The organism is Brachybacterium horti (assembly GCF_054777615.1).
Genome location: NZ_BAAHAM010000001.1, coordinates 642741 through 666450, shown reverse-complemented (window position 1 = coordinate 666450; position 23710 = coordinate 642741). Strand labels below are relative to the sequence as shown.

Below are 23710 nucleotides of genomic sequence, written 5' to 3'. Positions count from 1 at the left end.
ATGCTGAGCCCCGAGGGCGGCGTGTCCGGGCAGGGTCCGGCGCCGCTCGCGCTGAGCCTCTCCGACCGCGCCGGCGAGGAGTCCCCCGACGCCCGCTCGACCGCGGCCGCCGTGGCCCCGGGCCCCCTGTGGGACGCGGTCCGCTCGCTCGACTCGCTCGACGCCGCCGTGCAGGAGGCCCCGCGCACCGAGGCCGACGACGCCGCCGTCGACTCCGACGCCGCGGGTGACGAGCACGGCCCCGCCGTGAAGACCGTCGCGTCGCTCGATCCTGCGGCGGAGGAGCCCGAGACGAAGGGGAGGGCCGAGACCACCCTGGGCGCGGCCCGCCGCGAGCAGATCCTCGACGGCGCCGCGGCGCTCTTCGCGGAGCGCGGCTACCACGGCTCGAGCCTGCGGGAGATCTCCCGCAGCGTCGGCATCTCCCACCCGGGGATGCTGCACCACTTCTCCTCGAAGCCGGCCCTCCTGGACGCCGTGGTCGACCGGCTCGAGGCGCACGCCCAGGGCCTGCTCGACTCGGTGGAGGCGCTGTCGACCTCACCGGCCCAGCTGCTCGCCGCGCTCGCGGGACCGTGGCACCCGGGTCGCCCGCCGATCACGCTCATCGCGACGCTGAGCGCGGAGATCGTGGACCCGGAGCACCCCGGCCGCTACCGCATGTCGCGGCTGCGCCTCGTGCACGAGCACATCCTCAAGCAGGTCCTCGCCGCCTACGCGGAGCGCGGCCTGCTGACGCCCGGCACGGACCCGGTGTTCCTGTCCCGCGCCGTGTTCTCGCTGCTCCTGAGCCTCGCTGTGCGGGAGGGGTCCGTGCGGGCCCTGCAGACCAGCGGCGGCGGCGAACCGGTGGAGGATGTCCGCACCTTTGTGCAACACTTCCTGAACGGCTGACCATCAGTGGGGCCGCTGCGTCGTGTCGTGCCCGACCATCCGGTCCCCGGGCTCCTCGGCGCCCACCGGGAGGACAGGACACGATGGGCAGCGTGATGCTGACGGCCGCGGAGGCGGCCTCCCTCAGCGGGGTCGACGTCGTCGGCTCCGACGGCGCCGCCGTGGGCCGGGTGCGCGATGTGTACCTCATGGACCGCGACCGCTCGATCGCCGCGCTCGGCGTGACCCGCGGGCGCCTCTCCACGACCACCGTGCTCGTCCCCGCCGCCGTCGTCCTCGAGGAGACGCTGCGGCCGCACACCGGCGAGCACGAGCACACGGCGCCGATCCGCCTGAGCGTCCCCGCCCGCGCCGCGCGCGCCGCGGAGGAGCCGCCCGCCACGGGGCACCTCTTCCCGGAGGATCTGCGCCGCGCCGAGCTCGCCCTCCTGCCCGCCGGCTCCGAGGAGGCGCCGCAGGGATGAGGATCCTGCTGCTCAGCCACTACTACGGCCCGGAGTTCGGGGCCCCGCAGCGCCGATGGGGCGCGCTCGTGGAGCGGTTCCTCGCGGCCGGCCACGAGGTCACCGTGATGGCCCCCGTCCCGCACTACCCGGACGGCCGGCCCACGCCGGAGCAGCGCCGCGCCCACCGCGTGGGCGCCGTCGAGCGCGGCGTGCACGGCGAGACCGTGGTGCGCACCGCCTACCTGCTGCACGGCCCGGACATCGCCTCTCGCACCGCGGACCATCTCGTCACCGCGGGGGACACCCTGCGCCGGTCCCTGGACCGGTTCCGTCGCCCGGGGGACCGCCCCGACGTCGTCATCGCGACGGCGCCCGCGATCCCCACCCTCATGGTGGGCCGCATGCTCGCCGCGAAGTGGAAGGTCCCGCTCGTCGCCGAGATGCGCGACGCCTGGCCGGACCTCGTCACCCATGTGGGGCCCAAGGCGGCGCTGCCCGAGGACGTCGCCCACTCCCCGGACCCGGGCACGGCGCGGGAGATCGTCGGCTGGGGGATCGCGCGGGCCAAGGGGCGCGTGCACCGCGGGGTGACGCTGTGGCAGCGGCAGGCGGCCGTCGTCGTCACCACCACCGCCCGCTTCGCCGACGTGCTCCGCGAGCGGGGCGTGGGGGACAGCGAGGTGGTGCGCAACGGCACCGACCTCGCCCGCGTGCCCCGCATGACGGACCACCCCGAGGGCGACCATCCGGAGCTGCGGGTGCTGTACCTCGGCAACATGGGCCGCTCGCAGGGTCTCGAGACCCTCGTGCGCGCCGCGCTGGCGCTCCGCGAGGAGGGTGTGCCGCTGCGCGTGCGGATGATCGGCCACGGCGTCGAGGCACGGCGGCTGACCCTGCTCGCCGCGGAGCTCGGCGCCCCCGTCGAGGTGCTGCCGCGCATCGAGCACCACGAGGTGGGGGAGCAGTACCGCTGGGCGGACACGGTCGTCGTCTCCCTGCGGAACTGGGAGCCCTTCGCCTGGACGATCCCCTCGAAGCTCTACGAGCTGCTCGCCACCGGCCGCCACATCACGGCGCTCGTCGCGGGCGAGGCGGCGGACGTCGTGCGCGCCGCGGAGGCCGGCGACGTCCTCGCCCCGGAGGACACCGCCGCGCTGGTCGAGCTGTGGCGCCGCCTCGCCGCGGACCGCTCCCAGCTCGCCGTCCGCGACTCGGGCCGCGCCTGGGTCGCCGCCAACGCCGACGACGACCTCCTCGCGCGGCGCTACCTCCAGATCCTCGACCGCGTCACCGCCCGCCACCCCGCCTGACCCGCCCGGCCCCGCCCCGTCGGCTGGCCCGACTGGCCACCCCGGCCGGTCAGAGCTCGGTCTCGGCGCCCATCACGACGGTGCGGGAGGGCGGGAGGTGCAGCACCTGGGTGCGGTTCGCGGAGGCCCGCTCGAGCATGCGGAACAGCCACTTCTGCCAGCGGGGCAGGGAGTCGTCGGCCCCCGGTTCGATGCGGAACACGGAGAGGAAGTAGATCGCCTGCTCGGGGTCCACGGCGAGCTCCGGGGCGTGCGCGGTGCAGGCGGAGCGGTCGACCTCGTCGGGTGCGTGGGGTGCGCCGAGCTGCTCGACGGCGATGCGCAGGGCCTCGGGGACGTCCTGGCTGTCGTGGAATCCCACCTGGTAGGAGACGTGGACGATGCCGTCGGACTCGTCGCCGAGGGCGTCGACGAAGACGCGGTCGTCGCGGTGCACGTGGGGCACGCCGCGGTGCTTCATCGTCACGATGACGACGTGCTCGTGGATGACGTGGTTCATCGCGACGTTGGTGCGCAGGGCGAGGGGCACGGTGGTGGGGTCGCCGTGCGGGTAGACGGCCAGGCCCGGCACCCGACGGGCCTCGCGGGCGGGGCCGGTCACGAACTCGTCGATCGGGCCCTCCATCGCGCGACGGCGCCCGAAGAGCAGCTTCGAGCCCTTCTTCCAGGTGAGCATGATCGTCGTCAGCACGGCGGCGATGAGCAGCGGCAGCCAGCCGCCCGCGGGGATCTTCACGACGTTCGCGGCGAGCAGCACCAGCTCGAGGCCGCCCACGATGACGGCCATGAGCACCACGCGCCACAGCGGCCAGTGCCAGATGCGCAGGGCGAGCAGCAGGAACAGCGCGAGCACGAGGATGATCGTCGCGGTGACGGCGAGACCGTAGGCGGCGGCGAGGCGCGAGGAGTGCTGGAAGATCAGCACGAGCGCGAGGACGCCGAGGAACAGCAGGGTGTTGATCCGGCCGATGTAGATCTGGCCGCCGTGCTCCTTGTCGGTCTGCGTGACCTTCAGACGCGGCAGGAGGGACAGGCGCGTCGCCTGGCGGGAGACGGAGAAGGCGCCGGAGATCACGGCCTGGGAGGCGATGACGGTCGCGGCGGCGGCGAGCACCACGAGCGGGAGGCGCAGGGCGTCCGGCACGAGGGAGAAGAACGGGTTCACGATGGCGGTCGGGTCCGCGAGGATCAGCGCGCCCTGGCCGAAGTAGTTGATCGCGAGGGCGGGCAGCACGAGGCAGGTCCAGGCGAGGAAGATCGGGCGCCGGCCGAAGTGCCCCATGTCGGCGTAGAGCGCCTCCGCGCCGGTGATGGTGAGGACCACGGCGCCCATGGCGATGAACGCGACGAGCGGGCGGTCGATCATGAAGGCGAGCGCGTAGTGCGGGGAGACGGCGCGCAGGATCGAGGGGTTGCCGAGGATCTGCGGCAGGCCCATCGCGGCGAGGGTGAGGAACCAGAGCACCATGATCGGGCCGAACGCCCCGCCGATCCGTCCGGTGCCCCAGCGCTGCACGGCGAAGAGCGCGGTGAGGACGATGACGGCGCCGGGCAGGATCACCTCGTTGGGGACGCCGCCGGTGACCTCGATGCCCTCGAAGGCGGAGAGCACGGAGATCGCGGGGGTGATGACGGAGTCGCCGTAGAACAGGCTCGCGCCGATCACGCCGAGCGCGAGGGCGACGGCGATCTCGCGGCGGTGGCCGGAGTCGAGCTTGCGCAGGATCAGGGCGGTGAGGGAGAGGATGCCGCCCTCGCCCTGGTTGTCGGCGCGCATGATGAGGCCGATGTAGCTGACGGTGACGATGATGATGAGGCACCACAGCACCATGGAGATGACGCCGAGCACGTCCCCCTCGGTGGGGGCGACGGCGTTGTGGTGGGTGGAGAAGACCGTCTGCAGGGAGTACAGGGGGCTCGTGCCAATGTCCCCGAAGACGACGCCGAGCGCGCCGAGCATGAGCAGCGGCAGCGGCTTGTGGCCGCGCGGGGTGCCGCCGGGTCCGAGGCCGCGGTGGGTGTGCGCGTCGTGGTCGTGCCCGGGGGCGGAGCGCGGCTGGAGGTGGGAGAGCGTGGTGCCGGCCAGGGCGGCGCGGCCGCCGGCGGCGTGCTCGCCGTGGACGTGGTGCGCGGGGGAGGGGGCCGGGGTGGGCTGCTCCGAGGAGGGGTCCGACGGGGTCGGTGCGGGTTCTCCGACGGGGGAGGCGCCCTGGGCGTGCTTCGACACGAGCGGCAATCCTGCCACTGTTCGCTCCCGGCGCAAGCCCCCGGCGGCGCGGTGGACTGTCTGCTCCGTCACCGGACCCGGGCGGTGGCCGATGCGCGGGCGCGGCGTCGTCCCGCTCAGCCGGCGTCGCGCGCGGCGGCGTAGGCGGGCCGCACGATCTCCTCGAGGATCCGCTCGCGCTGCTCCGCGGGGGCGAAGCCGCTGCCGAGCGCGGTGTGGGTGATCCGCTCGAGCTCGGGGAGCTCCCAGCGGTGGGCGCCGGCGAGGAGCTCGAGCTCGCGGCTCGTGCAGGTGCGGGACATGAGGCGGTTGTCGCTGCTGATGGCGACGGCGAAGCCGCCGGCGAGGAGGCGCCCCGCGGGGTGCGCGGCGAGGGAGGCGGCGGCGCCCGTCTGCAGGTTGGAGCTGGGGCACACCTCGAGGCAGATCTGCCGGGCGTGGACCTCCTCGGCGACGGGGCCGCGGGCGCCGTCGGCCCCGAGGTCCTCGATGAGGCGCACGCCGTGGCCGATCCGCTCCGCGCCCTGCTCGAGGGCGCCGGCGATCGAGGCGGGGCCGTCGGCCTCCCCGGCGTGGATGGTGACGTGCACGCCGAGCTCGTGGGCGAGGGCGAAGGGGCCCGCGTAGCGGGAGGCGGGGAAGCCGGCCTCGGGGCCGGCGAGGTCCACGCCCCACACGCCGGCGTCGCGGCGGTCGGCGGCGAGGCGCACGAGCTCCTCGGTGGGCGGGAGGTGGCGCAGGTGGCACAGGAGCTGGCCGGCGAGGATCGGGCGGCCGGCCTCGGCGGCGATCGCCATGCCCTCCTCGAGTCCCGCCTGGACGGCGTCGACGGCCTGGGCGAGGCTGAGACCGCCCTCGAGGTGCTGGTGGGGCGCCCAGCGGGTCTCGGCGTAGCAGGCGCCGTCGGCCGCCATGTCCTCGACGAACTCGCGGGCCACGCGACGGAGGTCCTGGGGCCGCTGCATGAGCGCGATGGTGCGGTCGAAGGTCGCGAGGTAGCGGGGGAGGGAGCCGGAGTCCGCGGCGTCGAAGAACCAGTCGGCGACGGCGCCCGCGGTGGCGGCGGGCGGGTCGATGCCGAGCTCCGCGCACAGCTCGAGCACGGTCGAGGGGCGCAGGCCGCCGTCGAGGTGGTCGTGGAGGACCGCCGTGGGGAGCGAGCGGATCTGCGCGGGGGTGAGCGGCATGGTGACTCCGGAATCCTGGGGTGCGGGGCGAGCGACGGGGACGAGGACCATTGTGCGACGAGGCGGCGCCCTCCTCGCTCTCAGCGCAGCATGATCAGCTGCCGCAGCCACGGCACGTGACCGCTGATCAGCGCATAGATGCCGTCGCCGAGCACGGCGAGGCCGATGAGGGCGAGCAGGATCGCGAGGGCCGTCTGCAGGGCGCGGCGGCGCGGGCCGAACACCGCCATGACCCGCTCCACGAGCTGCTCGTGCCTGCCGAAGGCGGCGGCGATCGTCACGGCGACGAGCGGCAGCTGATAGAGCACGTTCCACAGCAGCAGCAGGGCGATGTGCGCCCACAGGTGCCGCTCCTGGGAGGCCATGCCCACGGCGATCGTGAACGAGGGATCGGCGAGGGCGGTGACGGAGAAGGCGACGCCGGCGAGGGCGAGCGGGGTCGCGGCGAGGCGCGTGGGGGTGGAGCGCTCCTCGATGCGGCCGTGCTTCTGCTGCGGCCGGGTCACGGCGCGGAACTGGTGGGCGCTGATGCCGGCGAGGGCGAGGCCCACGACGATCTCGACGGTGCCGATCGCGTTGTTCGAGTCGAGCACGGGCCGCAGCACGGAGCTCAGCCAGGCGAGGAGGGGGTGCAGCACGAGCGTCGCGGCGGTGACGACCACGGTGTACCCGCCGAGGAAGGCGAGGAGGTGGCGCACGGCGCCGCCGCGCAGCAGCACGCCGGTGGCGATGACGCCGCCGAGCACGTCCATCGTCACCACGGCGAGCCCGAGGAAGGCGAGGATCCCGGCGAAGGTCATGGGCTCGAGGGTACGAGGCCGGGGGAGGGGCGGGCGACGGGGCGCCCTGCAGAGTCCGGGCGGGGGTTCTCCCCCACGCACTGCCATAATGACCAGCATGCGCGGAATCATCCTGGCGGGCGGCACGGGCTCGCGACTGCATCCGTTGACCATCGGCGTCTCCAAGCAGCTGATGCCGGTCTACGACAAGCCGATGATCTACTACCCGCTGAGCACGCTGATGCTCGCGGGGATCAAGGACATCCTCGTCATCACGACCCCGGAGGACCAGTCCGCCTTCCAGCGCGTGCTGGGCGACGGGTCGCGGTTCGGGGTGAGCCTGCAGTACAAGGTCCAGCCCTCGCCGGACGGTCTCGCCCAGGCCTTCGTGCTGGGTGAGGAGTTCCTGGACGGCGAGAAGGCGGCGCTCGTGCTCGGCGACAACCTGTTCTACGGGCAGGGCATGGGCTCGCAGCTGCGGCGCTACACCGACGTCGAGGGCGCGGCCGTGTTCGGCTACTGGGTCAGCGACCCGCGCGCCTACGGCGTCGTCGAGATGGGGGAGGACGGTCGCGCCGTGTCCCTCGAGGAGAAGCCGGAGAAGCCGCGCTCGAACCTCGCGATCCCCGGCCTGTACTTCTACGACGAGACCGTCCCCGAGCGCGCGAAGGCCCTGACGCCCTCGCCCCGCGGCGAGCTCGAGATCACCGACCTGAACCGCACCTACCTCGAGGACGGCACGCTCCAGGTCGAGGTGCTCACCCGCGGCACCGCGTGGCTGGACACGGGCACCTTCGACGACCTCGCCGCGGCGAGCGAGTTCATCCGCACCGTCCAGAAGCGCCAGGGCCTGTCCGTGGGCGCGCCCGAGGAGATCGCCTGGCGCATGGGCTACCTCTCCGACGACGAGCTGCGCGAGCGCGCGGAGCCCCTCGTGAAGTCCGGCTACGGCCGCTACCTGCTCGACGTCCTCGACCGTGAGACCACCCCCGGAGGAACCCACTGATGTCCCGTCACCTTCTCGTCACCGGCGGCGCCGGCTTCATCGGCAGCAACTTCGTCCACCACGTCGTCGAGCACACGGATGACACCGTCACCGTGCTGGACAAGATGACCTACGCGGGCAACGAGGCGAGCCTCGCCGGCCTGCCCGAGGACCGCGTCAAGCTCGTCGTGGGCGACATCGCGGACGCCGCGACGGTGGATCCGCTCGTGGAGCAGGCGGACGCCGTCGTGCACTACGCCGCGGAGTCCCACAACGACAACTCCCTCGAGGACCCGAGCCCCTTCCTGCAGACCAACCTCTTCGGCACGTTCACCCTGCTCGAGGCGGTCCGCAAGCACGGGACCCGCTACCACCACATCTCGACCGACGAGGTGTACGGCGACCTCGAGCTGGACGACCCGGCGCGCTTCACCGAGCACACCCCGTACAACCCCTCCAGCCCCTACTCCTCCACCAAGGCGGGCTCGGACCTGCTGGTGCGGGCGTGGGCGCGGTCCTTCGGTGTGCAGGCGACGATCTCGAACTGCTCGAACAACTACGGGCCCCGCCAGCACGTGGAGAAGTTCATCCCGCGGCAGATCACGAACCTCATCGACGGGGTGCGGCCCCGGCTGTACGGCGCGGGCCTGAACGTGCGCGACTGGATCCACGCGGACGACCACTCCTCCGCCGTGCTCACGATCCTCGACTCCGGCCAGATCGGCGAGACCTACCTGATCGGCGCGGACGGCGAGGAGTCGAACAAGGACGTCGTCGAGACGATCCTGCGGCTCATGGGTCATGACGCGGGCGACTACGACCACGTCAACGACCGTCCCGGCCACGACATGCGCTACGCGATCGACTCGACGAAGCTGCGCGAGGAGCTGGGCTGGAAGCCCTCCTTCCAGGACTTCGAGGCGGGCCTCGCCGCGACCATCGACTGGTACCGCGAGAACGAGGCCTGGTGGCGCCCGCAGAAGGCCTCCACCGAGGCGAAGTACGCGAAGGTGGGTCAGTGAGCGCCGCGCCCGAGGCGAAGCAGCTCGCCGTCCACGAGACCCCGATCCCGGGGCTGCTCGTCATCGACCTGCCCGTGCACGGTGACAACCGCGGCTGGTTCAAGGAGAACTGGCAGCGCGAGAAGATGCTCGCCGCGGGGCTGCCGGACTTCGGGCCCGTGCAGAACAACATCTCCTTCAACCAGGCGGAGGGCGTCACCCGCGGCATCCACGCCGAGCCGTGGGACAAGTACATCTCCGTCGCGACCGGCGCCGTGTTCGGCGCCTGGGTGGACCTGCGCGAGGGCCCCAGCTTCGGCACCGCCTACTGGCACGAGATCACGCCGGACGTGGCGATCTTCGTGCCGCGCGGCGTGGGCAACGCCTTCCAGACGATCAGCGCGCCCGCCGCGTACACGTACCTCGTCAACGACCACTGGTCCGAGGGGGCGCAGGCGCAGTACACCTTCCTGAACCTGGCCGACGAGACCGTCGCGATCCCGTGGCCCATCCCGCTCGAGAAGGCGGAGCTCTCCGCGAAGGACCTGGCGCATCCGCGCGTCGCGGACGTCACCCCTGTGCCGCCGCGCCGCACCCTCGTGGTGGGCGCGAACGGCCAGCTGGGGCGTGCGCTCGGCGCCCGCTGGGCGGAGCGGGCCGACGTCGACCTCGTGGCCCGCGACCGGCTCGACCTCGCCGACGCCGCGAGCGTCGAGGCCTTCGACTTCACGCCCTACGGGACCATCGTCAACGCCGCCGCGTACACCGCCGTGGACACCGCGGAGACCCCCGAGGGGCGCGCGCAGGCGTGGGCCGTGAACGTCGACGGCGTGGCCCGCCTCGTCGAGGCCGCCCGCGCGCAGCGCGCGACCCTCGTGCACGTCTCGAGCGACTATGTGTACGACGGCGCGACCGCCGTGCACACCGAGGACGAGCAGCTCAGCCCGCTCGGCGTCTACGGGCAGACCAAGGCCGCCGGCGACCGCCTCGTCGCGACCCTGCCCGGCCACTACATCCTCCGCACCAGCTGGGTCGTGGGGGAGGGCGGCAACTTCGTGGCCACCATGGCGCGCCTCGCCGAGCGCGGGGTGGACCCCTCCGTGGTGGACGACCAGATCGGCCGCCTCACCTTCACGAGCGACCTCGCCGCCGCCATCGAGCACCTCATCGAGGTGCGGCCCGAGGCCGGCGTCTACCACCTCTCCTCGAGCGGTGAGCCGCTGAGCTGGGCGGGCGTCGCGAAGGCCGTGTTCGCGCTCACCGGCCACGACCCCGCCCGCGTCACCCCCGTCGCGACCGCGGACTACTACGCCGGCCAGGGGAAGGCCGAGGGCGACGGCACGATCGCGCCCCGCCCCCGCGGCTCCGTGCTCGACCTCGCGAAGATCGAGGCGACCGGGTTCGCGGTGCGCGACCAGCAGGCAGCGCTCGAGGAGCACCTGCGGGGCTGAGGGGCGCGGTCCATGAGGAGGGCCCGGCCGGATCTGTTCCGGCCGGGCCCTCCTCAGTGTCATCGGTCAGGGACGTCCGAGTGCCTCGACCTGCCATCCCGCTGCTCGCCACGCGGCGAGATCGAGGGCATTGCGCCCGTCGATGATCTGCGCCGTGGCCACGAGATCCAGTACCGATGCCGGATCCAGCTCTCGGTACTCCTTCCACTCCGTGAGCAGCAGCACCAGCTCTGCATCGCGCAGGGTGTCCTCGACCGAGTCCTCGACGTGGAACGACGGGTAGCGCCGGCGGACGTTCTCGTTGGCGGCGGGGTCGGTGATCGAGACCTTTGCACCTTCGGAGTAGAGCTTCAGCGCGATGTCGAGTGCGGGGGAATCGCGCACGTCGTCCGTGTCCGGCTTGAAGGCTGCGCCGAGGACGGCGACCCGCTTGCCGTCGAGCGTGCCGTCGAGGAGTCGCTTTGCGAGCCGCACCACGTACTCGCGCCGGCCGGTGTTGATCGCATCGATGTCCCGGAGGAACGCGAAGCTGTCCACGGAGCCGAGTTCGCCGGCCCGGGAGAGCAGACCACGGATGTCCTTGGGGAGGCAGCCACCACCGAAGCCGATGCCGGCGCGGAGGAACTTCGGTCCGATGCGGTCGTCCATGCCGATCGCCTCGGCGACGTCAGCGACGTCCGCCCCCGTGACGTCGCAGAGCTCGGAGATCGCATTGATGAAGGAGATCTTGGTGGCGAGGAAGGAGTTCGCGGAGACCTTCACGAGCTCCGCGGACTCGAGGTTGTAGACCATGCGAGGGATGTCGAGATCGAGCAGCTCGGCATAGACGGCGTCGAGGAGGTCGACCTCCTGCTGTGCGGAGTCCTGGTCGGCGACGCCGTAGACGAGGCGGTCCGGGCGGAGCGTGTCCTCCACGGCGAAGCCCTCCCTGAGGAACTCCGGGTTCCAGGCGAGGGAGATGCCGTCGATCGAGGAGACACGTGCATAGAGTTCGCGCGCGGTGCCGACGGGCACGGTGGATTTGCCGGCGATGAGAGTGGGCTTGCCGTTCCGGGCCGTGAGAAGGGGCGTCAGCGCGTCGAGAGCGGAGTGGATGTACGACAGATCCGCCCCCAGCCCGTCGGGGCGCTGTGGCGTGCCGAGCGCGAGGAAGTGGACGTCGACGTCGGCCAGCTCTGCGTAGTCCGTGGTGAAGGTCAGCCGCCCGCTCTGGACGTTGCGGAGCAGCAGCTCGTCGAACCCTGGCTCGTGGAACGGCGAGCGCCCCTCAGCGAGGGCGGCGACGCGATCCGCGTCCACGTCGAGCCCGATGACTCGATGCCCCAGCTCCGCCATCGCGGCGGCGTGCACGGCGCCGAGGTAGCCGACGCCGATGACCGACAAGGTGAGTGCAGGAGTTGGCTGGGCGACGGTCATGGCGTGGGTGGGCCTTTCTGGGGCGGCCGAGGGCTCGGCTCCGAGCTGAGTTCCGGACAGACGTCCTGATCGTAAGTGATCGGCGGCGGGGGAGATGTCGGGGCGGGAACGGGCTCATGAACCGCAGATGAGAGTCGTGGGTATACCCACAGCGCCTCCGCCCTGCGCACCGCGGCTATACGGAACTGGTGGGGTCGAAGCTAAGATCATTGACATCCAGAAATTCCCTCAGCGCATTCGAGGAGGACCGTGCCCACCGCATCCCGGATCGCGCGCAACACTCGCCTCCTTCTCGAATCGGCAGTGCAGCATCTGCTCGACGACCCCGCACTCCTCGCGATCCAGGTGAGCCGCCGGCTCCCGATGGGAGCACGGCGCCGGATCGGCCAGGGTCTCCGGAGCACCGCGGCTCGGGTGCCGCGCGGTGACGGCGTGGCCGCCCTCGGCGCCTTCATGGCCGGGGACGAGACCGCCGCCCTGCAGCACCTCACCGCCGCGCGCGCCGAGGGGTCCCGCACCGCCGGCGAGGTCGCCGTGCTCCTGGACCGCAGCGACCTGCTGCCCGCGAGCGCCCCCGCGAGCACCCGCGCCCGCGCGCTGTGGGCCGCGGGGGACCTCAGCGGAGCCGTGGAATCCCTCGATGCGGCCGGACGCGGCGGCACGCCCCAGGCGCGGCGCCTGCGCAGCGAGCTCGAGCTCCTCGAGGACGGCCACCGCCTCCACGCCCCCTGCCCGGGCGACCAGGACCTCACGCCGCAGGGCGAACCCATTCGGGTGCTGCACCTGATCACGAACTCCCTCCCGCACACGCAGTCCGGCTACGCGCTGCGCACCCACAACATCCTCACCGCCCTCGCCGCCCAAGGGATCGAGTCCCTTGCGCTGACCCGCACCGGCTACCCCGTGATGGTCGGCAGGCCGCTGTGCGAGGACGAGGACGTCATCGACGGCATCCGGTACCGCCGCACGCTGCCGGCGACGCTCGGCGCCACCCCGGAGGAACGGCTCGACCAGGAGGTCGCCGGGGCCCTTCGCCTCGTCGCCGAGTTCCGCCCCCACGTGCTCCACGCGACCACCGACTACCGCAATGCCCTGGTCGCCCAGGCCGTCAGCGCCGCCACCGGGATCCCCTGGATCTTCGAGGTGCGCGGCCTCATGGAGCAGACCTGGATCGCCTCCCACCGCAGCGAGGAGACCCGCGCCGTCGCCGCCCGCTCGGAGAAGGTGCGCCGCATCGCCGAGGCGGAGGCGTCGCTCGCCCGGGAGGCCGGCACCGTGGTGACCCTCAGCCGGACGATGGCGGACGTGCTCGTGGAACGGGGTGTTCCCGCGGGGAAGATCACGCTGGTCCCCAACGGGGGTGACGAGACCCTGCTCCAGGAGGACCTCACGCCGGCGATGGCCCGCGCGGAGCTCGGAGGAGCGATCCCCGACGATGCGCTCTGCGTCGGCGCGGTCAGCGCGCTCGTCGACTACGAGGGCTTCGACGTGCTGATCCGCTCCGTCGCCCTGATCCTCGAGGACGACACGGTGCCTGCTGCGGTGCGCGACCGGCTCCGGTTGGTGCTCGTGGGGGACGGGGTCTCCGCGCCCGGCCTGCGAGCGCTCGCGACGGAGCTGGGCATCGAGGGCAGGCTCCACATGCCGGGCCGGGTTCCCGCCGGCGAGGCCCGCACCTGGGTGCAGGCGCTCGACGTGGTGGTCGTGCCCCGCAAGGACCTCGAGGTCACGCGCACCGTCACCCCGCAGAAGCCGGCCGAGGCGCTCGCGCTCGGCCGCCCCGTCGTGGTGAGCGATCTGCCTGCATTGCGGGAGACCGTCCAGGATCAGCGGAGCGATCCGATCGGGGAGCTCGCGATGGCTGGCTCCCCAGCCTCGCTGGCGTCCTCGATCACGGCACTGATCACCGACGCGGATCGTCGGAAGGAGCTCTCGCGACGAGGCCGCGCAGAAGCGGCAGAACGGACATGGCCAGCGATGATGAGACGATACGACCGCGCGTACCGCTCGGTCGCGTTCAGGGATGCCGAGGAGACGATCAGTGGCGAGTGAGGTGAAGAGCACCTCCGACGTGAAGCGCGCGCTCGAGGCCAAGGGCCTCGATCCGAGTGGGCTCGCGCGGATCGGAGTGCGCCCCCCGCTCGGGGACTACATCCGGCAGCTGTGGCAGCGCCGTCACTTCATCTGGTATGACGCGCATCATCGTGCGTCGACGCAGAATTCGAGGATGCGTCTCGGGAATATCTGGCTGATCCTGCGCCCGCTCGTGGACGCCAGCTTCTACTTCATCATCTTTGGGCTGATCTTGAACGCGCGGCGAGGCGTCGAGAATTTCCCCGCCTTCCTACTCATCGGCGTCCTGATGTACCGGTCGACTGCCACTTCGATATCCTCCGGGGCAGGCGTCCTCAGGAATAACAAGTCGATGATCCGCGCCTTCACCTTCCCGCGTGCCTCGATCCCGATCGCTGCGGTGATCCAGGCGGCGATGACTGCTGTTTTCACCATGCTCGTGATGTGCTTTGCGATCATCGCGATTCCTCCGCACGCCGTCCCTCAGATCACCTGGTTGCTGCTGGTTCCAATTTTCGCCCTGCAGACCGTCCTGAATCTCGGGATCATGTTTTTCACAGCCAGGATCGGATTCCACGTCCCGGACATGGCGAATCTTTTGAGTGTCGTGAGTCGTTTTCTCATGTACGGCTCCGGCGTCATGTTCCCCATCGCGCAGTTCGTCAAGGACCCGACGGCGCAGTCCGTCATCACCCTGAATCCTCTGTACCGGATCATCGACATGACACGCACCGCCCTCATCGACGGGAAGGTGCCGGATGCGGAGTCGTGGGTGATCGTTCTCATCTGGACCGTCGCCCTTCTGCTCGGAGGGTTTGTCTTCTTCTGGCGAGCGGAGGAGAGCTATGGCCGTGAACTCGGCTGATGTGGCGTCCCCGAACGAGGAGGACGACCGCCAGGGCGACGCGCCATGGGTAGCTCCTGAGGAGTCTCCGCTCACCGTGGTCGCGCACCGGGTGCGGATGCGCTACAAGGCTCCGCGGACCGAGCGCGCCCCTCGCAATGGACTGCGCGGGCGGCTCGCCCCTCGTAAGTCGATGGTCTCGGTCTCGGCGGTTCGCGGAGTGGACCTCACTGTGCGCGAAGGGGAGTTCATCGGCATCATCGGAAGGAACGGCTCAGGGAAGTCGACCCTGCTCCGCATGCTCGCAGGCGTCGAACCGCCCACGTCGGGATCGATCTATACGAGCGCACGCCCTCAGCTGCTCGGCGTCAGCGCGGCGCTGATGAGCGACCTCACAGGTGCAGAGAACATCAAGCTCGGCTTCCTGGCCTTGGGCATGACGCCGGGGCAGGCCGATGAGCTTCTTCCCGCTGCTGCAGAACTCTCGGCACTGGGCGAAGCGGTGGACCTCCCCATGCGCACGTACTCCTCGGGGATGTCGGCGAGGCTGAAGTTCGCGATCTCGGTGATGGCGGAGCCGAAGATCCTCATGATCGACGAGGCGCTCGCCACGGGCGACGCGACCTTCTCGAAGCGGTCCAAGGCCAAGATGGACGACCTCCTCGAGAACGCCGGCACCGTCTTCATGGTCAACCACGCGCCGAGGACCATCGAGAACGTGTGTTCCCGCGTCATCTGGATGGAGAAGGGGCGCGTGGTGCTGGACGGGAGCACGAAGGAGGTGTCCGCGATGTATCGCTCTTTCACCTATCGGATGGCTCGCGATCGTGAAGCCGAGGCGATGGGCATACTGCGCGAGGCAGTTCTGGCCGGAGAGACGCAACGGGCCTCCGCAGTCCTCACCCTTCCGGAAGACGACGACCCTGTGCGTACCGACGGCACTCCGGAGCTCGAGCCGGACCCCTTCGGGTCGATCTTCGATCGCCGGATGACCCCTCAGCGATTTCCCGGCACCGTCCTACCCAAGGACTAGGTGCACGAGCAACCCCGAAACCCCGATCCCCGAACACTGACGAGGACCCCCATGGCACTGCGCATCATGACCATCTATGGCACGCGCCCTGAGGCGATCAAGGTCGCCCCGATCATCAAGGCCATTGAGGCTTCTAAAGATCTTGAGAACATCATCGTCGTGACCGGTCAGCATCGAGAGATGCTCGACCAGGTGAACACGATGTTCGAGATCGTCCCGGACCACGACCTGAACATTATGAGCGCAGGTCAGTCCCTGAACCAGATCGCCGCCAAGGTCATCACCGGCATCGACTCGATCCTGCAGATCGAGAAGCCCGATGCCGTCATCGTCCAGGGCGACACCTCCACGGTGATGGGCGCCGCCATAGCCGCCTTCAACAGTCAGATCCCGGTGATCCACCTCGAGGCTGGACTGCGCTCCGGCGACATCAACTCGCCGTTCCCGGAGGAGGCCAATCGGAAGCTCACCTCCCAGATCACCGGCCTGCACCTCGCGCCGACAGATACCAGCAAGGACAATCTGGTACGCGAGGCGATCTCAGAAAATGACATCGTCATCACTGGCAACAGCGTGATTGACACGCTGCTCTACGCCACCGAAAACCTCGATGTGACGTTCGACGACGAGCGTCTGCAGGCTCTCTACGAGGCGAAGATGGCTGGCACGGCCGGTCGTGTGCTGCTCGTGACGGCGCACCGCCGCGAGAACCTCGGCGACGCAATGGTGGAGATCGGGCAGGGTGTCGCGGACATCGCGAATAAGTACGCGGATCTCACCGTTGTGTTCCCGATCCACCGCAACCCGAAAGTGCGCGAGTCGATACTCCCGTCCATCGAGGGCCTGGAGAATGTGCTGCTCATCGAGCCCCTCGCCTATGCACAGTTCACCAAGGCGCTAAGCCTAACAGACGTGGTCCTCACCGACTCCGGCGGCGTCCAGGAAGAAGCGCCGTCCCTAGGTAAGCCGGTGCTCGTCATGAGAGAGAACACCGAGCGGCCCGAGGCAGTCGTCGCCGGCACCGTGAAACTCATCGGCACGCACCGCCAGCGCATTGTCGATGAGATCTCGTTGCTGCTCGACTCCGAAGAGGCGTACAGGGGCATGGCGAACGCTGTGAATCCTTACGGCGACGGAAAGGCGGCTGAGCGTACGGTTGCTGCGATTCAGTGGAAGTTCGGCGAAGGCGGCAGGCCATTGGACTTTGGAAACTGACTATCCATAAGCGTTGCCTCGAATAAACGACTCGTGGAGCGCGAGACTCCCTATGCCTCTTCGGGGGCGCATGCTGTGAAGAGAATATGACGGAGGCACCCCTACGGGCCCGGGTGCGGATGACATGCCTTCTGCGCCTTGCAGTAATGCCCGTTTTCTTTTCCTATTTCGACCCTTCCTGCGTCGGCGTGCTTTAACCGGGTTAGGCGGATATTCAGAGGTCAGCGTGGGCGCGACGGCGATGTGGGGCAGTTGAGTATAGACGTCGAGGTCATCGATGATGAGCGGAATTCTACCCCGCAGATCTCAACGAGCTCGACGACGGCCGGCTCTACGCGAGCCTGTTCTTATGTGCCGTATCGCTGTGACCGTTGCGATGTACTCCTGGATTCCCCTGGCCTTCATCTGGAGGCTGTCTTAAAGGCCCGGGCCGGGCTGCTGCTCGCGGCGGAGTCCACCGATCCAGTGGCCGGATACCACGGCTTCGGTGTCATCGCCAATGATCACGACAGTGTGGCGGACAAGTTGATCGGCGCTCCGTAAGCGGGCCGAACGGTGCGGACTACGTGCCGCAGGCGCCGCTGGATTTGCCTGGAGGGCGAATGCGCGGCGAGGACCTTCTTTGAGCAGAACCCGAAGGTCTGTACTCGGCGGGGTCTGCTGAGCAAGCGCGCGATCCGCTGGGTGATCGGCCAGCTCCGCTGCGAGGAATCGACGGTCCAGGGCGTGGCGCACCGGCTGAGCACGACCCAGACGAGGTACAGGTCCTAGGCGTAGGCGAACACGTCTGGCACCACCGTGCTTCGCGCCGGTGCGGATCGAAGTAGCTCACCGGGATGGTCGATCTGACCCGAGGAGACCATCCCACCGCCCGGCTGTTTGACCTCTTCCCCGGCCGAGCTGGCTAGGCATACCAAAAAAGGACTCGAGGAGTGCGGCGAGGAATTCCGCAAGCGAGTCGAGATCGCGACGGTGGACCCGTTCCAGGGATACGAGAGTGCAATTGACGACCATCTCGAGGACGCTGTCTGCGTGATGGGCGCAATCCTCATCGTCAAGCTCGCCGGCGGCGGCCGTCGATCACGACCGCCTCCGGATCCGACAGGTGACCGTCCGCGTTCGAGTGCGCTAGGAAAATCCCCTCTACGGCATGCGCCATGTTCTCCGTGCCGGGCGCAAACGCCTCACGTCTTGCCAGCAGGCTCGACAGAAGGCCGCGTTGGCAGCCAATCCCGACCATGTTGCGGTCGAAGTCGCCTATCGCTGTGCTCAGGACCTTCGGGACGTGTTCCACGAGCCCGCACCCTCACGAGGACGCCAGCCTGCCAACAAACTCATCGCCTTACTGTCGACCTGCCCGATCCCCAAGATCGCCCGCTCGGAAGACTCCGAGACGATGGAAGGCTGCGTTCCTGGCCTACTTCGACATCGACAGCGCGAGCAACATCGGCACCGAGGCCGTCAACGGGATCAACGAAATTCAGCCACTGGATCTGCCGCGGGCTCAGCAACCTCGAGCATTACCGCCTCCGAACGCGCCTCATCACGAAAGTCCGCGACGCCCTATACCACGCCCTACCCAGAAGAGTCGGAATGTCGCAGGATCTGGGAGTGCTTGTGGTTGCCGCGACCTTACTTTAGGTCGGCATGGGCTTCTTGACTGCGCAGAATTGCCAGACCAACCCGAGGCCTGCAAATGCACGAATTAAGCGTCTTGCCATAGAAACCAGGATGGGTCGTCGCCCTGAAGGAGGTCGCGTTCCCAGAGAGCTATGAGTCGAGCGCGGTCAGAGACCGAAAGCTGCGGGATCCTGTTCTTGTGGAGCCCCAAAAGCTTGAGCTCACCAGCTTCAAATCTGGAAAATAGTCGATCAATATCGCTCCCCGCACTGGGCCACGAAGTGAAGAATGTTCCCGCAGGACTCCGGGGCACGTGATATCTTTCGAGACAACCGGACTTCACAAGCTCTGCGAAATAGAGTAAAAACTCCGTACCACTGGACGAGATTAGCGACTTCAGAAGGGGCCGCTCGTACCTCTGCTCCAGATGCGAAATTACAGATCTCGAGATATCGGCGTACAGGATGTACGGCGTGATAGAGGGAATAATTTGATCGGGAATAAGGTCGGTTGCGTCCAATGCCTCAAAGGATGCATTGACGTACCTTCGCCAATAGTCCGAGATCCCCTGCAGGGGGGCGACCGGCTTTCCGTCGCAAAAAAAATCCATCAGAGAAGACGGTGAAACGAAATGGTTCTTTGCGTCAAGCATTAAGTGGAAATCAAAACCACAGTGTTCTTCTAAGTAGGGGCCGAGGGCGAGCTTGACGGCTTGCTGATCATAATATCCAACGCGATCTTGACCGGGAAAGAGGTCCGAAAAGTCAAGGATAGTGATCGCCTGTGCAAGTGGTGCAGATATCCGCGAGGAAATGAAGTCCTCTAATCCGCGACGGACGGCCTGGCCATCTGGGTCGTTCACAACTATGTTCAGCCATGCAATCTGACTAAGCGGAAAAAGGCGATCGAGTGAAAGAAGTTGTAGACACTGAAGTCTAAAATCCTTTTTGTAGCAGATGCTGGAGAACGGGATGCGTGATACCTCGTTCAGTGGGGCATCCGGGTTAAATTCATGCAAGGGATCACTTTCCCTTCCGAAAGCGTAGGACTGCTGGCTCTGTAGAAGTCAGCTGAACTGGATGCCTAGTCTAGCGGCAAGAAGAAGCGCCTCTAGACGATTGCGCTCCGCATCGGGGAGGTTCTGTGCGCCGACAACGTCAAGAACATCTGCTGACAGATCCCCGGCGAAGAGCACGGCTACTGCGAGTCGTCCGCGGATCTGCTCGAAGTCGGTGCTGGCAGCCCGGTCCAGCGCGACGGCGTTGGCGCCGACTGCGATAGACCTTAGTCCTCGGACGCTCCCGTTCCATTCTGAGGAGTCAAGTACCGTGATAGCGGGCCGTGAGGTGGTCAGTATTGCATCGGTGAAACTCACACGGACTGTGCGGATGCCGAGCTCGAGTGGCTTCGGATAGTACTCGATCGGATTCGGGCGGACCGCCACGTGCCTCATGTCCGACTCGATTGCGTGCGCGGTGTTGGGCCCGAGCTTGTGGGGGAGAGTCAGGTCGCCACTCGTCCATCGGCCGAAGGCGAGGTACGCCGCGATGGCTTCACGCTCTAGGTTTATCGACGTCGGTGCGTGATCCAGTAGGAGAGCACGAACTGGCGGCTCAGCATCATATTCACCGAGCTCGGCTACGTGGAAACCCACCTGGCCAGTGGTCGACGAATTCCAGGTCAGTTTCATGCCCAGTACTCCTTCGCCGTACAACCGACGACGAGCCACGGCGTCGTGATGGCGGCTGTCTCTCGATCGAAAGGCTTGACGTAAATAGAATGATGGTGGGAGGCGTCCTCGATGTCATACATGACTCCATCGACTCTTTCGAGGTCCCGGGAGTCACGGAACAGCGCGATGGCAGCCCCAGGCTCGGAATCTCGCATGTAGTCCTCGAGGATGAGCTCGAGCCAGTCCGGCCGCGACCTACCGAGCTCAGGAGCTTCGGTGTCAGGGCCGGACACGACGACCTCGAGGCCCTCTCCGATCTGCGCAAGAATTACTAGATCATTGAGCGAGGCGTGGCGGACATCGAGGTTAGCAACGATGGGGCTGCCGTCGCGCGTAATGAAATGGCGCGAGGCGACTCTGTCGAATTGCGGGATCTCGGCATCGACCGAGTCCAGCCGTACAGATGCGTCGCGCTGGACGAGGTGATCGGGCAGGAACGCGCGAACCATGTCGATCATCGCGCCCCGGTTCGGTGTCTTCGGATAGCCACTTGCCGTGGCTTCCTCGGCGAGCTTAGCCTTGTGCCAGTTCGCCAGGTTGTGCTGGAAATACTGAAGCGTCTGCTTGGCAGTGTCACCCTGGTTGCCGGAGTCTTTCACCGTGACCTGGGCGGAGTGGCGGCGGCGCATCAGCACCGGCTTTCCACAATGTGTGACCCGGTAACCGGAACGAAGTAGGCGAAGGAAGAAATTGTTGTCCACTCCGCTGGTAATATTCTCGTCGTAGCGCAGTGCCTTCATGACGTCGGTGCGGATCATCCAGGTGCCGTGTCCCGGAGCGCCACCCTTCTCGGCGGCCTGGGCGAAGGTTGGGATGCGGGAGACGATAAGCTCGAGGTCCCCGGACTCGTTGTCGAAGTTGACGAACGAGCCACTAGTTCCAACGTACTCTGCGGACAAGGATGCGATCTGCCACTCGAGACGCTGGGCGGGCATCAGATCATCGTCGTCCATGATCGCGGTGAACACTCCACGGCTCAAGTCGAGGGCGCAGTTACGTGCTGCAGAGATTCCAGCTTGCTTCTGCCACACATAGGTGATGCGCGGATCATTGATCTCCTCGACGACACGCTTTGTCGCGTCGTCTTCCGAGCCGTCGTCGACCACAATAATCTCGAAGTCCTGAACGGTCTGGAAGAGAGCCGAGATGATCGCTTCGCGAAGGAGTTCGGGGCGTCCGCGGGTGGCGAACTGCACTGTGACGAGGGGGGCTGCCCCATCAGGTTTGTGGGTCCATTTCGTGGGGTTCCGGGCGTAGGTCTTGTCGTTGTAGACGACATCCCGATTGAACGCGACAGCCGTACGACCGGCTTCTGACTGCTCGACCACTCGGCGTGTCGGAGGATGCCACATGTGGTACATCCTGACTTCCGGGTGGTCGACCCAGACGGTGCGATAGCCGGCACGACGAGCTCGCTGTGCGAAATCGAGGTCCTCACCGCCGTAGGTATGAAGACGTTCGTCGAACCCGCGCAGAATCTCAAAGCCGCGCCGTGAGATTGCCATCATGCCACCCATACCCCAACGCGGGCGGAGGCGTCCCTTCTCCTCAAGGAAGGTCCAGTCGATCTTCTGCTGATCGGCGAAATACTCGTCACCCATGTCCTCGGGCAAATCTCGACACTGAAGGAAGAGGGCGCACTGATCAGCCTCCCGAGCTGTCTCTACGATCCGTTGCATCGATCGCAATGAGAAGAGCATGTCGGCATCGGTAGACACGAGGATGTCGCCCTCGGCGATCGCGAAGCCCGCATTTAGTGCGCGGGACCGCGACCAATCGGGATCGCCAGGGGTATAGACATACTTGCATCCAAGTTCTTCCGCGACGCGCTTCGCTGAGCTTGCGTCCACACTGCCGTAGTCCGAGATGATCAGCTCGCCACGGATGTTACCGAATGAATCGATAATGCTCTGTGCAGATCGATTTATCCGTTCGGCGCCCCAGTCGCGGAAGCCGATCACTACGGAGATGTCGATGGTGCTGCTCATCGGGAAGTGGCCTCCAGGCTCGGGATGATGGTTGTGCGGCCGCCCAGATTGGTTTCCAGGACGAGATCTGTAAAGATGGACAGGTCGTTGTCGGCGCCTCGGGGATACGGCGCGATAGCGATCGACAGAGACCTGACCTCTGATGGAGCGTCGAAAGCGACAACTTCAAGGGGTTCGCCGGAGACGATGGTCGGTGACGAGATGGAGGGCACATAGCGAAACGCCGCATTCATCGAGTCTGACCATGAGAGTTCCTCTGGAAGGCGATCGATTTCAAGCGTTCCGCTCTCGGCGTCGAGGACGAAGGTCACGACAAACTTACGGCGTTCCACGGGCCGGGAGGCCGATGCCAGCACTTTGAGGTGAAGCCCTCGACGGGGAAGTTCGAACCTGAACGTACGGGGCATTTCTAGCCTGTCTCTCGGGGACTCGAGGGAGTCGCGGGGCGAGCCGAAGCGTCGCTGATCGGGGCGGGGGGGCATACGGCGGCGGGGGTAGGCGTAGATATTTTCGCACATGTTTGGGGGTTCGCAACATCTGTCTACGTCGCGTGGGTGCCTCTCCATACGGTCCTTGGCTCAAGTCTGGCCGAGGCTCGCGAGGCCCCGCAGGAGTAGCGCGCAGCGGGGTGGGAAAGGCTGTTGTCATAGACTCCCGCAACGCCCAGCGAGCGGAGCTTGATGGGGCACCCGCGGTCGAGAACCGTCGGGATCGTCGGAGTTGTCATGTCCGACCAGCGCCTTCGATTCCTCAGGTGAACCCGTGGACACCATTACACCCGGAGTGCGCCCGCGAACCGCCACCTCCGGGCGGCGTGTGATGCGTACCCCCTTCGAGTATCCGGAGGCCGGGAGGCTGGATCGCGTTCTGTACATGGCGCGAAGCGTCCTGGGGAGCTTCATGAGGCGGTGCGCACCTCATCGAGCCAAACTACTCGCGTACCGGTTCAGGGTTCCAGCGGCGTGCGGTGGGACAACATCGCCAAACTAGGACGGCAGCGGCCGGGGCGGCGTTATTTCGACCTCGTCGTTGTCGATCTCATCGATGAGTTCTTCCCGCTCGCCGGCTTCTGCGAGGGTGCCATCTGCACGATCTCCAATGAATTTGTGATACGGGATGCCGGGCGCAGCGCATACCTTAACCCGCAGCCCATGACCGGCACGGCTCTTGGCCTATGGCGAGCTGGACGGGGCACGCTACTGAACCTCATGGAGAAAGCCGAGCTCACCGATCGGATTGTCGTTCACCAGGCGAACCCGCTCGAACGAACCGCATCGGGCGTATTGGTGATGGGGTTGAGGCCGGATGGGATCACGAAGGCGAATGCTTGGCTTGGTCAGACATGCACTCACGTTGAGACCACACCGAGTGAGACGTGTCTGCTCCGTGTCACTAACAAGAGCCGGGTCTCATTCGCGGATTATCGCTGGGGGATGGCTCCGTTTCACTAGATATCGAACTGCATTCGGGGGCTGCTGGCTGAGTTCAAAGTGAGCGTCGTGGCCGAGT

At 67.5% G+C, this 23710-nt stretch carries 20 protein-coding genes; 11 read left to right on the top strand and 9 right to left on the bottom strand.

All coding sequences use genetic code 11. The annotated features are described in order from the left end of the window. The 3 genes from ACYVAP_RS03135 to ACYVAP_RS03125 all read left to right on the top strand — a co-directional run bounded on the left by ACYVAP_RS03135 (position 1) and on the right by ACYVAP_RS03125 (position 2650). Positions 1-894, top strand: a complete 894-nt coding sequence (locus ACYVAP_RS03135) for a TetR/AcrR family transcriptional regulator (protein ID WP_498859850.1) — start codon at positions 1-3, stop codon at positions 892-894. A gap of 83 nt (positions 895-977) precedes the next feature. After that, entirely contained in the window at positions 978-1358 is a 381-nt protein-coding gene (locus ACYVAP_RS03130; RefSeq protein WP_498859485.1) for a PRC-barrel domain-containing protein, read from the top strand. Then, positions 1355-2650, top strand: a complete 1296-nt coding sequence (locus ACYVAP_RS03125; protein WP_498859484.1) for a glycosyltransferase family 4 protein — start codon at positions 1355-1357, stop codon at positions 2648-2650. Before ACYVAP_RS03130 ends, ACYVAP_RS03125 begins: the two co-directional genes overlap by 4 nt. 49 nt (positions 2651-2699) lie before the next feature. Here ACYVAP_RS03125 and ACYVAP_RS03120 read toward each other — a convergent pair whose 3' ends face one another. From ACYVAP_RS03120 to ACYVAP_RS03110, 3 genes are all read right to left on the bottom strand, one after another. After that, entirely contained in the window at positions 2700-4877 is a 2178-nt protein-coding gene (locus ACYVAP_RS03120; protein WP_498859483.1) for a potassium transporter Kup, read from the bottom strand. A 116-nt stretch (positions 4878-4993) separates the two neighbouring features. Next, entirely contained in the window at positions 4994-6064 is a 1071-nt protein-coding gene (locus ACYVAP_RS03115) for an adenosine deaminase family protein (protein WP_498859482.1), read from the bottom strand. Positions 6065-6144: 80 nt separating this feature from the next. Next, complete coding sequence (locus tag ACYVAP_RS03110; RefSeq protein ID WP_498859481.1) at positions 6145-6864, bottom strand: GAP family protein; 720 nt, start codon at positions 6862-6864, stop codon at positions 6145-6147. Between the two features lie 97 nt (positions 6865-6961). On the opposite strand from ACYVAP_RS03110, the gene rfbA reads away from it, so the two are divergent. The 3 genes from rfbA to ACYVAP_RS03095 are packed head-to-tail and all read left to right on the top strand — an operon-like array spanning position 6962 to position 10280. After that, positions 6962-7849, top strand: a complete 888-nt coding sequence (gene rfbA / locus ACYVAP_RS03105; protein ID WP_343904142.1) for a glucose-1-phosphate thymidylyltransferase RfbA — start codon at positions 6962-6964, stop codon at positions 7847-7849. Beyond that, positions 7849-8850 carry a dTDP-glucose 4,6-dehydratase gene (gene rfbB / locus ACYVAP_RS03100; protein ID WP_498859480.1) on the top strand — a complete coding sequence of 334 codons (1002 nt, stop codon included), beginning with the start codon at positions 7849-7851 and terminating at the stop codon, positions 8848-8850. The genes rfbA and rfbB overlap by 1 nt, the downstream gene beginning before the upstream one ends. Further along, positions 8847-10280 (top strand): sugar nucleotide-binding protein, encoded by a 1434-nt coding sequence (locus ACYVAP_RS03095; RefSeq protein WP_498859479.1) that lies wholly within the window; start codon positions 8847-8849, stop codon positions 10278-10280. The genes rfbB and ACYVAP_RS03095 overlap by 4 nt, the downstream gene beginning before the upstream one ends. A gap of 66 nt (positions 10281-10346) precedes the next feature. On the opposite strand, the gene ACYVAP_RS03090 is transcribed toward ACYVAP_RS03095, so the two are convergent. After that, positions 10347-11696 carry a UDP-glucose dehydrogenase family protein gene (locus ACYVAP_RS03090; protein ID WP_498859478.1) on the bottom strand — a complete coding sequence of 450 codons (1350 nt, stop codon included), beginning with the start codon at positions 11694-11696 and terminating at the stop codon, positions 10347-10349. A gap of 249 nt (positions 11697-11945) precedes the next feature. Between ACYVAP_RS03090 and ACYVAP_RS03085 the strand changes: the two genes are divergently transcribed. The 4 genes from ACYVAP_RS03085 to wecB are packed head-to-tail and all read left to right on the top strand — an operon-like array spanning position 11946 to position 16861. Next, on the top strand, positions 11946-13748 hold the full coding sequence (locus ACYVAP_RS03085) for a glycosyltransferase family 4 protein (protein ID WP_498859477.1): 1803 nt from the start codon (positions 11946-11948) through the stop codon (positions 13746-13748). Between the two features lies 1 nt (position 13749). Next, positions 13750-14634 (top strand): ABC transporter permease, encoded by an 885-nt coding sequence (locus ACYVAP_RS03080; protein WP_498859476.1) that lies wholly within the window; start codon positions 13750-13752, stop codon positions 14632-14634. Next, positions 14615-15646, top strand: coding sequence for an ABC transporter ATP-binding protein (locus ACYVAP_RS03075; protein WP_498859475.1), 1032 nt, complete (start codon positions 14615-14617; stop codon positions 15644-15646). The genes ACYVAP_RS03080 and ACYVAP_RS03075 overlap by 20 nt, the downstream gene beginning before the upstream one ends. Before the next feature lie 51 nt (positions 15647-15697). Further along, entirely contained in the window at positions 15698-16861 is a 1164-nt protein-coding gene (gene wecB, locus ACYVAP_RS03070; protein ID WP_498859474.1) for a UDP-N-acetyl glucosamine 2-epimerase, read from the top strand. 1054 nt (positions 16862-17915) lie between these two features. Here the strand turns inward: wecB and ACYVAP_RS03065 are convergent. From ACYVAP_RS03065 to ACYVAP_RS03045, 5 genes are all read right to left on the bottom strand, one after another. Then, on the bottom strand, positions 17916-18155 hold the full coding sequence (locus ACYVAP_RS03065; RefSeq protein ID WP_498859473.1) for a hypothetical protein: 240 nt from the start codon (positions 18153-18155) through the stop codon (positions 17916-17918). 411 nt (positions 18156-18566) lie between these two features. Then, positions 18567-19343, bottom strand: coding sequence for a DUF6492 family protein (locus ACYVAP_RS03060; RefSeq protein WP_498859472.1), 777 nt, complete (start codon positions 19341-19343; stop codon positions 18567-18569). A 204-nt stretch (positions 19344-19547) separates the two neighbouring features. Beyond that, positions 19548-20171, bottom strand: coding sequence for a hypothetical protein (locus tag ACYVAP_RS03055; RefSeq protein WP_498859471.1), 624 nt, complete (start codon positions 20169-20171; stop codon positions 19548-19550). Continuing rightward, positions 20168-22201 carry a glycosyltransferase gene (locus tag ACYVAP_RS03050; protein ID WP_498859470.1) on the bottom strand — a complete coding sequence of 678 codons (2034 nt, stop codon included), beginning with the start codon at positions 22199-22201 and terminating at the stop codon, positions 20168-20170. The genes ACYVAP_RS03055 and ACYVAP_RS03050 overlap by 4 nt, the downstream gene beginning before the upstream one ends. Continuing rightward, on the bottom strand, positions 22198-22512 hold the full coding sequence (locus ACYVAP_RS03045) for a hypothetical protein (RefSeq protein ID WP_498859469.1): 315 nt from the start codon (positions 22510-22512) through the stop codon (positions 22198-22200). The genes ACYVAP_RS03050 and ACYVAP_RS03045 overlap by 4 nt, the downstream gene beginning before the upstream one ends. Before the next feature lie 651 nt (positions 22513-23163). On the opposite strand from ACYVAP_RS03045, the gene ACYVAP_RS03040 reads away from it, so the two are divergent. Then, positions 23164-23652 carry a DUF6270 domain-containing protein gene (locus tag ACYVAP_RS03040; RefSeq protein WP_498859468.1) on the top strand — a complete coding sequence of 163 codons (489 nt, stop codon included), beginning with the start codon at positions 23164-23166 and terminating at the stop codon, positions 23650-23652. Positions 23653-23710 lie beyond the last annotated feature (58 nt).